Origin of the sequence: Brevundimonas sp. UBA2416 (assembly GCF_002343105.1) — a bacterium.
Classification (GTDB): Bacteria; Pseudomonadota; Alphaproteobacteria; order Caulobacterales; family Caulobacteraceae; genus Brevundimonas.
This window is the reverse complement of sequence record NZ_DDRM01000021.1, coordinates 16,604-27,587: the sequence shown is the minus strand read 5'-3', so window position 1 is coordinate 27,587 and position 10,984 is coordinate 16,604. Positions and strand designations below refer to the sequence as shown.

Annotated in this window: 13 protein-coding genes and 1 pseudogene; 2 read left to right on the top strand and 12 right to left on the bottom strand. The window is 70.0% G+C overall.

What is annotated here, in order from left to right:
* Positions 1–85 (top strand): annotated as a pseudogene (locus B3E43_RS16225) (Clp protease N-terminal domain-containing protein); the annotation flags it as partial.
* A gap of 13 nt (positions 86–98) precedes the next feature.
* On the opposite strand, the gene tilS reads toward B3E43_RS16225, so the two are convergent.
* The 9 genes from tilS to B3E43_RS08150 form a co-directional block, all read right to left on the bottom strand.
* Positions 99–1,007 (bottom strand): tRNA lysidine(34) synthetase TilS, encoded by a 909-nt coding sequence (gene tilS / locus B3E43_RS08190; protein ID WP_292028328.1) that lies wholly within the window; start codon positions 1,005–1,007, stop codon positions 99–101.
* A gap of 11 nt (positions 1,008–1,018) precedes the next feature.
* Entirely contained in the window at positions 1,019–1,909 is an 891-nt protein-coding gene (locus tag B3E43_RS08185; protein ID WP_292028326.1) for a tetratricopeptide repeat protein, read from the bottom strand.
* 89 nt (positions 1,910–1,998) lie between these two features.
* A complete protein-coding gene (gene pal, locus B3E43_RS08180) occupies positions 1,999–2,553 on the bottom strand; it encodes a peptidoglycan-associated lipoprotein Pal (protein WP_292028332.1) in 555 nt (184 codons plus the stop codon).
* A gap of 124 nt (positions 2,554–2,677) precedes the next feature.
* Entirely contained in the window at positions 2,678–4,048 is a 1,371-nt protein-coding gene (tolB, locus tag B3E43_RS08175) for a Tol-Pal system beta propeller repeat protein TolB (protein WP_292028324.1), read from the bottom strand.
* A gap of 128 nt (positions 4,049–4,176) precedes the next feature.
* On the bottom strand, positions 4,177–4,953 hold the full coding sequence (locus B3E43_RS08170; protein WP_292028322.1) for a hypothetical protein: 777 nt from the start codon (positions 4,951–4,953) through the stop codon (positions 4,177–4,179).
* Positions 4,954–4,957: 4 nt separating this feature from the next.
* A complete protein-coding gene (locus B3E43_RS08165) occupies positions 4,958–5,425 on the bottom strand; it encodes an ExbD/TolR family protein (protein ID WP_292028320.1) in 468 nt (155 codons plus the stop codon).
* A 2-nt stretch (positions 5,426–5,427) separates the two neighbouring features.
* On the bottom strand, positions 5,428–6,156 hold the full coding sequence (tolQ, locus tag B3E43_RS08160; protein WP_292028318.1) for a protein TolQ: 729 nt from the start codon (positions 6,154–6,156) through the stop codon (positions 5,428–5,430).
* A 129-nt stretch (positions 6,157–6,285) separates the two neighbouring features.
* Positions 6,286–6,735, bottom strand: coding sequence for a tol-pal system-associated acyl-CoA thioesterase (ybgC, locus tag B3E43_RS08155; RefSeq protein WP_292028316.1), 450 nt, complete (start codon positions 6,733–6,735; stop codon positions 6,286–6,288).
* A 1-nt stretch (position 6,736) separates the two neighbouring features.
* The gene (locus B3E43_RS08150) at positions 6,737–7,114 is read right to left on the bottom strand and encodes a hypothetical protein (protein WP_292028314.1); all 378 of its coding nucleotides are present in this window, start codon (positions 7,112–7,114) and stop codon (positions 6,737–6,739) included.
* A gap of 116 nt (positions 7,115–7,230) precedes the next feature.
* Here B3E43_RS08150 and B3E43_RS08145 point away from each other — a divergent pair, with 116 nt between their 5' ends.
* On the top strand, positions 7,231–8,751 hold the full coding sequence (locus tag B3E43_RS08145) for a serine hydrolase domain-containing protein (protein WP_292028312.1): 1,521 nt from the start codon (positions 7,231–7,233) through the stop codon (positions 8,749–8,751).
* A 3-nt stretch (positions 8,752–8,754) separates the two neighbouring features.
* Here B3E43_RS08145 and ruvB read toward each other — a convergent pair whose 3' ends face one another.
* The 3 genes from ruvB to ruvC are packed head-to-tail and all read right to left on the bottom strand — an operon-like array spanning position 8,755 to position 10,915.
* Positions 8,755–9,789: a Holliday junction branch migration DNA helicase RuvB gene (gene ruvB / locus B3E43_RS08140; RefSeq protein ID WP_292028310.1), complete on the bottom strand. Its 1,035-nt coding sequence runs from the start codon at positions 9,787–9,789 to the stop codon at positions 8,755–8,757.
* Positions 9,786–10,403 carry a Holliday junction branch migration protein RuvA gene (ruvA, locus tag B3E43_RS08135; RefSeq protein ID WP_292028308.1) on the bottom strand — a complete coding sequence of 206 codons (618 nt, stop codon included), beginning with the start codon at positions 10,401–10,403 and terminating at the stop codon, positions 9,786–9,788. Before ruvA ends, ruvB begins: the two co-directional genes overlap by 4 nt.
* Complete coding sequence (ruvC, locus tag B3E43_RS08130) at positions 10,400–10,915, bottom strand: crossover junction endodeoxyribonuclease RuvC (RefSeq protein WP_292028330.1); 516 nt, start codon at positions 10,913–10,915, stop codon at positions 10,400–10,402. Before ruvC ends, ruvA begins: the two co-directional genes overlap by 4 nt.
* Positions 10,916–10,984: the final 69 nt, after the last annotated feature.

Here is a 10,984-nt window from a genome sequence, read left to right as displayed (position 1 = left end):
GAAGCGGGGCGATCAGTTCATCGCCTCGGAGCTGTTCCTGCTCGCCCTTGCCGACGACAAGGGCGACTGTGGCCGGCTGGCGAAGCAGCACGGACTGGTCAAGGCGTCGGTCGAGCCGGCGGTGGCGGCGGGGCGGGGGGGGCGGGGAGCCGATCGCCGCGCGGAGGCCGATCGCCTCCACCGACGCAGACCAGAGCAGCAGCGAGGGTGTAGGAGTCGGTGTTCCGGTTCAAAATCAGCGTCCCCTCTCCCATCGGGAGAGGGCTTGAGCGCACGGCGGCGCAGCCGTCATCCTTGCGCGAAAGGGTGAGGGTCGGCTGTCGGGGGGCGGCGGCGGCGCTCGCACAGTCGACCCTCATCCGGCCCTCCGGGCCACCCGTCGGGAGAAGGGTCAGAGCTTGCCGCGCGCGACTCCTTGCAAACCGCACATCCTCATTCCCCGGATCATCAATCCAGTCCGCCCCCTGCCCTTTCAGCCACGCCCTCACCTCCGCCCGCCCCGCGCCCAGCATCGGGCGGAGCAGCATCAAACCCCGCCCCTCGGGCCATGCCGGGGATGGCGACCAGTCGCGCAGCCGGCCGAGGGTCGAGCCCTCCGCCCGCATCACCTCACCCTCGGCGATGTCGTCGGCGGTATGGGCGAACAGAACGACCCGCGCCCCGGCCTCGCGCGCGGCGTCCGCGATCAGGCGATGACGAGCCGAACGTGCGGCGGCGGGCAGACCCGTAGCGGGCCTGGAACCGATCCAGTTCAGGCTGCGCCACTCCGCCCCGGCCTCACGGGCGGAGCGCCCGGCGAAGGTTGTCCAGGCTGCGCTGTCGGCGCTGAGTCCGTGATCGACGGTCAGGGCCAGCAGGCGACGGCCGTTCTCGCGCGCCCAGTCGGCGGCCACGCGCAGTAGTGCAATACTGTCGCCGCCTCCGGAGAGGGCCAGGGCGAGCGGGCGGTCGATACCGGTTTCCAGGCGCGCGGACAGACCGGCCCTCGCCGAGCCGATCCAGTCCACGTAGTCTGGGGTCAGCCCGGTCTCCGGGCCGGCGGCGCGGCCGGAGCCGGGCAGCCGATACGGGTCCGGGCCTCGGTCGCCCGGGTGCGCACGGCGGGGCTGGCGGCCTCGGCATAGCGGCGGGTGAACTCGGTCAGGGCGGTGCAGGCCTGGGTCTTGCGATCCGTGGCGTTGAGGGCGTTGGCCAGTTCGAGCGTCGTCGCGGCGGCCCAGGGCGCGGTCGGCCAGCCCTGCAGCGCCGTCGCATAGGCGGAGACGGCGCCCGCGTGATCGCCGGCGGAGACCCGCAGGTCGCCGAGACGGCTCGACGCCTCACGGGCCTGGGGCGTGTCAGGCCAGGCGAGGATGACGGTCTGCAGGGCGCGGTCGCCCCGCTGCGGGTCCGTGGCCGCCAGCCGGGCCGCGGCGGTCAGGTCGCGCGCGGCGTCGCCGGTCGGCGAGGTGGTGGGGATGGGTGCGTTCAGCTCGGCCTCGCGGGCGGCCGCCGCCTCCATGGTCCGGATCCGGCCCTCGGCATCGCGCACGCGGGTCGAGAGGGCGGCGTTGTCGCGCCCGGCTTCGTCCAGCTGGAAGGTCAGGCGTTCGAGGTCGCCGTTCACGCGCTGGACCGTCGCCTCCATGTCGGCGAGCCGGCGGTCCATGAGGCCGACGCGGCCCTGCAGGGCGATGACCTCGGGATCGGGCTCGATGATGACCGGCTGACCGGCGGCGTTGCGCTGGGTCACGGCGCGCTCGAGGCGGCGAACGTTGCGGTCCAGCTGGTCCAGCCGTCGCTTGTCCCACTGCACGGGCTCCAGCGGCGTGGTCTGGGCCACGACCGTGGTCGTGCCGGCGATCAGGATCACGCCCAGCACGGAGATCAGGGCGTTGCGCGAACGGAGGGCGGCGGGAAACTTCAGCATGATCGTTGTCGTCCCACCGATTTGCGGCCGGTTCAAGACAAGGGGAAGGCGCGAGGGGGCGGCAATCGCCCCCTCGCGCCTGTTCCGTCCTAGCGCGCGGCGCCCGAGACGATGGCGGTGTGGGCATTGCGGTTGCGGGCCCAGGCCTCTTCGTTCGAGCCGGCCGCGATCGGGCGTTCCTTGCCGTAGCTGATGGTGTCGATACGGCCCGCGTTCACGCCGCGCTCGACCAGATAGGTGCGGACCGATTCAGCGCGGCGGGCGCCGAGGGCCAGGTTATACTCGCGGGTGCCGCGCTCGTCGGCATTGCCCTCGATGCGGATGGTCACATTCGGATAGCGCTGCAGCCAGGCCACCTGGGCATCCATGCGGGGATAGGCCTCGGGGCGGATCGCATAGCTGTCGAGGTCGAAATAGACGCGGTCGCCGACGTTGACGACGAAGTCCTGCTCCGAACCGGGGGCCGCGGCGCCGAGGTTGCCGCCGGACACGGGGCCGGGGGCGTTCGGGTTGTACTGGTCATTGCCGGCGGGCGGCACGCTGTTGCCGGCTCCGGTGTCCGCCGGCGTGCGCGGGGTGCAGGCGGCGATGGCGGTCACGGCGACGCCGACGGCGGCCAGACGGAAAAGGACTGAGGTCTTCATCATCGGGTCGTCTCCTTGAGTGGAGGGCGTAGCCTCCAGCTTGGCTTTAAAGAGTTGCTACTGACGGACCAGCGGTTTCGCCAGTCGCGATAACGCGGGTTTGAGCCGAATGGCTCCCTTGTGATCAGGTGGGGCAGCCGTCCGGGCCGCCGCCTCCGAGGTTGGCGGGTTGGTCGTCGAGAAGCGGTGACCAGGCTGGATCGGTGCCGCGCCCCCCATAGCCGGCCTGGGAGACGACACGGCCCGACAGGTCCACGGTCCAAAGGCGCGTCTCGCCGCCGGGCGACTGGCGCGCGAACATGATGTAGCGGCCGTTGGGCGCCCAGGACGGGCCTTCCTCGAAATAGCTGGACGACAGGATGCGCTCGCCCGAGCCGTCGGTGTTCATGACGCCGGTGGAGAATCGTCCACCGCCCTGTTTGGTGAAGGCGATCAGGTCGCCGCGCGGGCTCCAGTTCGGGGCCGTGTAGAGGCCGCCGCCGCGCGAGATGGGCCGCTGGCCCGTGCCGTCGGCGCGCATGGTGTAGAGCCGGGCGCTGCCCGAGCGGTCCGAGGTGAAGACGATCTGGCTGTTGTCGGGGCTGAATGAGGGCGAGGTGTCGATGCCAGGGTCGGTCGTCAGACGACGCAGCTGGCGACTGGACAGATCCATCACATAGACGTCGGTATTGCCGCCCCGGATGATCGAGAAGGCCATCTTCGTCCCGTCGTTCGAGAAACGCGGGGCCAGCACCTGACCGTCGAACTCGCCCAGGCTCTCGCGCCGCCCGGTCGACAGATTGAACAGATAGATACGGCTGTAGTCGCGCCCCAGCGCCACATAGGTGATCTCATTGGGATCGTTCAGCGAGAAGCGCGGCGACATGATCACTTCGTCGCCCTGGGTCAGATAGACGGGGTTGAATCCGTCCTGATCCGAAATGGCGAGGCGCGAAAGCCGGTTCAGCTGGGTGCCGCTCTCGGCGACGAAGACCACCCGGCTGTCGAAGAAGCCGCTTTCACCGGTCATGCGCTGGTAGACCAGGTCGGCGATCTTGTGGCCGATCCGGCGCCATTGCTCCGGTGTGGCGGTGAACTGATACGAGGCCAGCTGGCACTGGCGATAGGGGTCGTACAGCCGGAAGCCGAAATCGTTGCGGCCGTCGGGCCGGGGCGTCACCGCCCCGTACAGGACCGCCTGGGCGCCGATCGAGGTCCACTGCGGAAAATTGGGGGCATTGGCCAGGGTCAGGCCCGTCTCGACGAAGCCCGCCGGATCGAGGGGTTCGAAATAGCCGGAACGGCGCAGGTTCGCCCGGATGACGCCGCCCAGATCGGCGCCGTTCTGGCCGGTGAAGTTGACGACGGCGATCTGCATCGGCCGCAGAACGCCCTGATCGATCTCGACCTCGACTGGATCACCGGAGGGTTGCGGCGTCGGAGGCGTCTGGGCCGTGGCTGTGCCCACCGTCATCGCCAGAATGGCGACGCTTGCCAGAAGTCGGTTCAGACGCATCAAGGGCTCCCGCAAGTTCAATCTTCGCCGCTCCTTATCGCCAGAGCGTGCGCATAAGACCAGCATGGCCGTGAATGGGGCGACTTTCAGGCCCCGTCACGCTTTGTCAGGATTTGCGGGCTGAAGACCTATCGCCCCCGGCAGGCCCGTTCAGTGACAAAGGTCGGCCTGAAGCGACCGCCGGGGAAGCCCGTCGGGACGTCAAAGGGGGCCGTCTGGCGGATCGCCCGGACAGCGCCGTCGGCGGCAGCTCGCCACACGGGGTCCGAACGGGCTCCGATCAGGGTCGGGCCGGCCGTGATCCGTCCCTGTTCGTCGAGAGTCACATCCATCTGGATGCGCAGGGCGTCCGCCCCGGGAATGTCGCAGGGCAGAATCCAGTTCGGATAGACCTGGTTGAAGACCGCCGTGATCTGCGGCCCGGTCGCCTGGGGCGCCGATCCAGCGCCGGTTTGTCCGGTGGGCGGCCGCGGCCCGGGCCGCGGGCCCGGTCGCGGCGGGCCCGCGAGAGAATCGAGATCGAGAGTCGGCTCGCGCGGAGGCGTCGGACGCGGCGGCTGCGGCCGGGGCGGCGGGGCAGTGCGTGGCGGCGTGGGACGCGGAGGCGTCGCCTTCTTAACCGGCGCGGGCGTGGGCGTCGGCGGCGGAACGGGCTCGGGCGGGACAGGTTCGGGCGGCGTCGGCTCGACCGGAGCCGTGGCAGCGTCTTCCGTGACCAGCTCGTCATCAGGATTGTCGGGCGCGGCGGCCTCGATGACCGTCTCGGAGATGATCGACACCGGCACGGTGGACTCGACGTTTATCGGCTCGCGCGTGAATCCGAGCAGGCCATAGCCCACCACGCCCAGAACCACCGCCGCGTGGACGGCGATCGAAGCGAGCAGCGAGGAACCGGGCCTCTCCAAGCCGTCAGCCCTCCACGTCCGTCGGAGCGCCGCCGGCCGTGTCGGTTATCAGATTCAGCTTGGTGAAGCCGGCCGAGGACAGCCGCGCCATGACGCGGGCCACCGCCTGATAGGGCGCCCGGCCATCGCCGCGCACGGACACGGCCTTCTCGCGGCCGTCGCGGCCGGCGGCCTCGGCCACGGTCAGCACCAGGCGGTCGAAGCTGACCTCGCTCTCGCCGACATAGATGGCGCCGTCGCGCTTGATCGAGATGACCACCGGATCGTCCGAGGCGTCCACCGCGCTGGCGTCCGTCTTGGGCAGTTCGACCGGCACGGCCACGTTCAGCAGCGGCGCCGAGACCATGAATATGATCAGCAGCACCAGCATCACATCGACCAGCGGCGTGACATTGATCTCACTGAGCGGCCGTTTGCGCGGCCGCCTGCGGCCCCGGACGTGTCCGCCGCCGCCGCCTCCTGCGAGGGCCATGCTCAGATCTCCCGGGTGGGCTGCGGCGCGGCGCTGGACGGGCCACCGAGACGGCGCGCCACGGCGGCCTGCAGATCATCGGCGAAGCTCTCGAGCCGGCCGGTGAACTTGCCCGCGTCGATCGAGAACTTGTTGTAGGCGATATAGGCCGGAATGGCCGCACCCAGACCCAGGGCCGTGGCGAACAGGGCCTCGGAGATCGCAGGGGCCACCGTCGCCAGATTGGTGTTGCCCGACGAGGCGATGGCCCCGAAGGCGTTCATGATGCCCCAGACCGTGCCGAACAGGCCGATAAAGGGTGACGAGGTCGCCACCACCGACAGCACACCCAGACCGTTCTCGACGCGCTGGCCCTCGCGGGCGATCAGGCTGTCCAGCGCGCGGTCGATGCGCGACATCAGCAGATTGGCCTGGTTCTCGGTCAGCGGGCCGCGCGTGCGCGCCTCGCGCCAGTCGGCCAGGGCGATGACCAGCATGCGCGGCAGCGGATGGACCGGGTTCGGCCCGGCCTGGGCGGCGATGTCCTCCAGCGACCGGCCGGAGCCGACGGCGTCCTCAAAGGTGTTGGCCTGGCTGTTCAGGGCGCTGAACCGCATGGCCTTGTCGATGATCACGGCCCAGGACCACAGCGAGGCGATCGCCAGGCCGATCATGATCGACTGCACGACGATATCGGCCTGCAGAAACAGGGATACCGGGTTGATCATCGAGGCGTGGGCGGCGGTGGTCATTCAACGTCCTTCCGTCTGTCCGACCACTGTGCACCGGACGGTCGTGGCGGTTGTGTGGCGGTTTGAGCCGGGTCTACCGGGGTGTGGCCGCGGCGTCACCTGTCTGCACGTGACAGGCGGGCGAAATGGTCAGGCTTCGCGCGCCAGCCACGGCCCGATCTTGCCCCGCAAGGCCTGCGTCGGCCGGCGCGGCCTCCCGTCCATGTGGATGCAGACCACCTCGACCTCGGCCCGGCACAGGACATCGCCGCCGCGCGTGATGGCCTGTGAGATCAACAGGCGCGGCCCCTTCACGGCGTCATAGTGGGTACGCACCACCAACTCGTCGTCGATCCGGGCGGGTTTGAGGAAATGCAGCCCCATCTTCGAGACCACGAAGGCCATCGGCTGGTCGCCGTCCAGAAGCTCGGCATGGCCGATCCCCATCAACCGCAGGCAGTCGGACCGCCCGCGCTCGAAATAGCGGACATAGTTGGCGTGATAGACCAGACCGGTGAAGTCGGTGTCCTCGTAGTAGACCCGGACGGGCAGGCGATGCTCGCGGCCATCGAACCGGCCGGCTGTGGGGGTGTCGGACATGTCAGTTGATGCGCGCGGGAGGCGGTTCGGGGAAGTTCGGACAGTCGGCGTCCATCATGGCGCTGAACTCCCCGTTCAGCGGGTCCTCGCTCAGCAGCATCCGGTTTGGTCGAGAGATGAAGCCTATGGCCCCGCCGCCTCGCCCGGCCGCGATATAGCCGCAGACCACCCGGCCCCGGCCCGGCTCGATCAGCTGGACCTCGGCGGTCCGTCCCAGTTGCTCGCGCGCCTGCCGCAGCACGCGGCGGGAGGCCGGCTCCTCGGTGAAGCCTCCACCCGTACCCTGGGTGATGAACCAGAGCGCCAGCGCGCCGAGGACGATTACCGCCACGCCCAGAACGGCGATCAGTCTTTCGGTTCGTATCGCCCGTCGCGCCATGCAGCCTCCTGGATCGCGACCATGCCGGGGTTCGGACGCAAGGTGAAGCCCGGCGCGATGGATTGGAGCGTCGCGATGTGGATGCTAGGCCTTGGCTGTTCGAACGGGAGGGTACCATGCGACGCAACGCTCTGGCCTTGGCACTGGTCCTCACGCTGGGAACCGCCGTCCCGCTGCAGGCGCAGGCTCCCGCTCCGGCGCCGTCTACCCTGGAGGAAGCGATCCCGGTCATAGACGCGGCCTTCGACCGCTGGCAGGCCGCCGCCCATGCGCCCGGTCTGGTCTATGGCGTGGTGCAGGACGGCCGCATTATCCACCTGCGCACCGCCGGCGTTCGCACGGTCGACGGGCCCGCGGTGACGCCCGACACCCTGTTCCGCATCGCCTCCATGTCCAAGGCCTTCACGGGGCTCGCGATCCTGAAGCTGCGCGACGAGGGCAGGCTCTCGCTGGACGACCTGGCCGAGACCCATGTGCCGGAGATGGCGAGCTGGACCTATCCCACGGCCGACTCGCCGCGCATCCGCGTCCGCGACCTGCTCAACCACACCAGTGGCCTCGTCACCGACGATCCCTGGGGGGACCGGCAGCAGGTCATCACCGAGGCCGAGTTTACCCGCATGCTGACCGACGGCGTGCCCTTCACCCGCGCGCCCCAGACGGCGTTCGAATATTCGAACTTCGGCTACGCCCTGCTCGGCCGGATCGTCACCAATGTCTCGGGCCGGCCGTACAACGAATACATTGAGGCCGAGATCATGCGGCCGCTGGGCATGGCCTCCAGCGGATATGACGTCTTCGCCTCGCCGCAGGACCGCCGCGCGCTCGGCTATCGCTGGGAGAATGACGCCTGGTCTCGCGAGCCAGACATGATCCACGGCGTCTTCGGCGCCATGGGCGGGGTTGAAACCAGCGCCGAGGACTACGCCCGCTGGATCAGCTTCCTGCTCTCCGCCTGGCCGGCCCGCGACGAACCCGATACCGGCCCCGTCCGCCGCTCGACCGTGCGTGAGATGGCGCTCGGCTCAAACTTCGCTTCACCCCGCAGCCGCACCGGCGCCGACGGCCAACCCTGCTCCGGCGCCGGCGCCTATGGCATGGGGTTGCAGGCCAACACCGACTGCGAGCTCGGGAACTGGCTGGCGCACGGCGGCGGCTATCCCGGCTACGGCTCCTACATGATCCTGCTCCCGGACCGCCGGACGGGCCTGTTCGCCTTCTCCAACCGCACCTATGCCGGGCCGTCCGGCCCGCTCACGGAAGCCGCCCTGACCCTCGTGCGGGGAGGCCTCGCGCCGGTCCGCCCGGCCCCCGCCAGCGATATCCTGACCGAGCGGTACGCCGACCTCGGCCGCATCTGGGCCGCGGGGGACGTGTCCGTCGCACGCGACCGGCTGGCGATGAATTTCCTGATGGACCGCTCGGTCGAGAACTGGCGCACCGTGCTGGGCCTGCTGAAGACCGACGCCGGAGCCTGCGCCGCCGACGCACCCATCACCCCGACGGGCGCCCTGTCCGGAACCTTCCGCTGGACTTGCGAGAAGGGTGTGATCGAGGGCCGCCTGCTGCTGGCTCCGACCAACCCCGCGACCATTCAGGCGCTGAATTTCCGCCTGACGCCCACGCCGGCGCCGTAGTCGCTATTCGAACAGGGCGGCCTGCCCCGCTCCTGCCGGTTTCGGCGGCTCGGCCAGGCCCAGATGGGCATAGGCCCGCGCACAGGCCATCCGTCCGCGCGGCGTGCGCTGGATGAAGCCCTGCTGCAACAGATAGGGCTCGATCAGGTCCTCGACCGCGTCCCTGGCCTCGGCGATCGCCGCGGCCAGCGTGTCCATCCCGACCGGCCCGCCGCCGTAGTTCTCGATCAGGGCCTTCAGGAACCGGCGGTCGAGGCTGTCCAGCCCCGCCTCATCGACCTCCAGCCGGCTCAGCGCTCGCGCCGCCGCCAGCCGGTCGATCACCGGCGACCCTTCGGCCTCGGCGAAATCGCGCACCCGGCGCAGCAGCCGCCCGGCCACGCGGGGGGTGCCACGCGAGCGGCTGGCGATCTCGCGAGCGCCCTCATCGTTGATGGCCACGCCCATCTTGCGCGCCGCCCCGGTGATGACCCGGACCAGTTCCTCGGGCGTGTAGAACTCAAGTCGCAGCGGAATGCCGAACCGGTCCCGCAGCGGCGTCGCCAGCAGCCCCGCCCGCGTCGTCGCCCCCACCAGCGTAAACGGCGCCAGATCGATCCGCACCGACCGCGCCGACGGCCCCTCCCCGATGATGAGGTCGAGAACGTGATCTTCCATGGCCGGGTAGAGGATCTCCTCGACCGTCGGGGCGAGCCGGTGGATCTCGTCGATGAACAGCACGTCGCGCGGTTCGAGATTGGTCAGGATGGCCGCGAGGTCGCCCGCCTTGGCCAGAATGGGTCCGCTGGTGGCGCGGAACCCCACGCCGAGCTCGCGCGCCACGATCTGCGCCAGGGTCGTCTTGCCCAGCCCCGGCGGTCCGAACAGCAGGACGTGATCGAGCGACTCCCCCCGTCCCCGCGCAGCGTCGATGAAGACCTTCAGATTGCCCTTGGCCTGCTCCTGACCGACGAATTCCGACAGGGTCTGCGGCCGCAGGGCGCGGTCGTGGCCTTCGCCGGGAGCGGGCGCGCCGGAAATGATCCGGTCCTCGCTCACCGCCCCAGCTCCTGCAGGGCCGCGCGGATCACGGCGGACAGATCGGCCTCATCGCCCAACCGGATCAGCGCCTGATCGACCGCGCGGCGGGCGTTGACCTCGGCCACGCCCAGACCCAGCAGGGCCGAGACGGCCTCGCCCGTGACGCTCGGCGTCGGTGGCGCGATCTCGGCATGCACGCCGGGCGCGCTCGGCGTGAACGACGCGTCCCCCAGCGGCTTGCCCTTCAGTTCGGTGACGATGCGCAGGGCCAGTTTCGGCCCGACGCCGTTGGCCCGCGCCACCGCCGCCTTGTCCTCGCGCGCCACCGCCGCAGCCAGCTCTCCGGGCGGCAGGACGTCCAGCACCGATAGCGCCGCCTTCGGACCCACGCCCTGGATGGCAGTCAGGGTGGTGAAGGCCCGGCGCTCGTCACGGCTCAGGAAGCCGTACAAGCGCGGTCCGCTCTCGGCGTTCCAGTTGCTCTCGATATGCAAGGTCGCCTCGTCGCCCGGCGCCGGCAGCCGCCCCAGCGTCCGCGCCCCGCAAGCCACCACATAGCCCACGCCGGCGCAGTCGATCAGACAGTGGTCCGCCTCGACCTCGGCCAGCACGCCCCTCAGACGACCGATCATGCGGCGCCTCGCAACGCCGTGAGCAAAGCCCGCTTCCGCATCTGCGCATGGGTGATGGCCACGGCCAGCGCGTCGGCGGCGTCGGCCTTCACATCTCCGGCCGCGGGCAGCAGCCGTTTCACCATGAAGGCGATCTGGGTCTTGTCGGCGTGGCCCGCCCCGACCACCGCCTTCTTGATCAGGTTCGGCGAATATTCCGCCACGCTCAGCCCGTGCCGCGCCGGCGCCAGCATCACCGCCGCCCGGGCATGGCCCAGCTTCAGCGTCGAGACCGGGTTCATGTTGACGAACACCTCCTCGATCGCCGCCTCGTCGCAGTCATGGGCGGCGCAGACTTCGCCCACGGCCTCGAGCAGGAACAGCAGCCGCTCGCTGAACGGCGCGGTCTCGGGCGGGGCGATGACGCCATGCGCGATCCAGCGCAGGCGCGCCCCTTCAGACGCCAAAACGCCCCAGCCGGTGCGGCGCAGGCCGGGGTCCAGCCCCAGAATTCGAGTCGTTCCGTTCGTCATTCGTTCCATTCATGCCTCAAACGAGGTTGACGAACAATGACCGGCGCCGGGGGCGTCGCCTGTTCCCTC

What these genes read in the sequence shown, in the direction of transcription:
- B3E43_RS08185 (WP_292028326.1), bottom strand. Translation starts at nt 1,909, where the DNA reads ATGCTGAAGTTTCCCGCCGCCCTCCGTTCGCGCAACGCCCTGATCTCC.
- B3E43_RS08165 (WP_292028320.1), bottom strand. Translation starts at nt 5,425, where the DNA reads ATGGCCCTCGCAGGAGGCGGCGGCGGCGGACACGTCCGGGGCCGCAGG.
- ruvA (WP_292028308.1), bottom strand. Translation starts at nt 10,403, where the DNA reads ATGATCGGTCGTCTGAGGGGCGTGCTGGCCGAGGTCGAGGCGGACCAC.
- ruvC (WP_292028330.1), bottom strand. Translation starts at nt 10,915, where the DNA reads ATGACGAACGGAACGACTCGAATTCTGGGGCTGGACCCCGGCCTGCGC.
- tolQ (WP_292028318.1), bottom strand. Translation starts at nt 6,156, where the DNA reads ATGACCACCGCCGCCCACGCCTCGATGATCAACCCGGTATCCCTGTTT.
- ybgC (WP_292028316.1), bottom strand. Translation starts at nt 6,735, where the DNA reads ATGTCCGACACCCCCACAGCCGGCCGGTTCGATGGCCGCGAGCATCGC.
- tolB (WP_292028324.1), bottom strand. Translation starts at nt 4,048, where the DNA reads ATGCGTCTGAACCGACTTCTGGCAAGCGTCGCCATTCTGGCGATGACG.
- B3E43_RS08150 (WP_292028314.1), bottom strand. Translation starts at nt 7,114, where the DNA reads ATGGCGCGACGGGCGATACGAACCGAAAGACTGATCGCCGTTCTGGGC.
- pal (WP_292028332.1), bottom strand. Translation starts at nt 2,553, where the DNA reads ATGAAGACCTCAGTCCTTTTCCGTCTGGCCGCCGTCGGCGTCGCCGTG.
- B3E43_RS08145 (WP_292028312.1), top strand. Translation starts at nt 7,231, where the DNA reads ATGCGACGCAACGCTCTGGCCTTGGCACTGGTCCTCACGCTGGGAACC.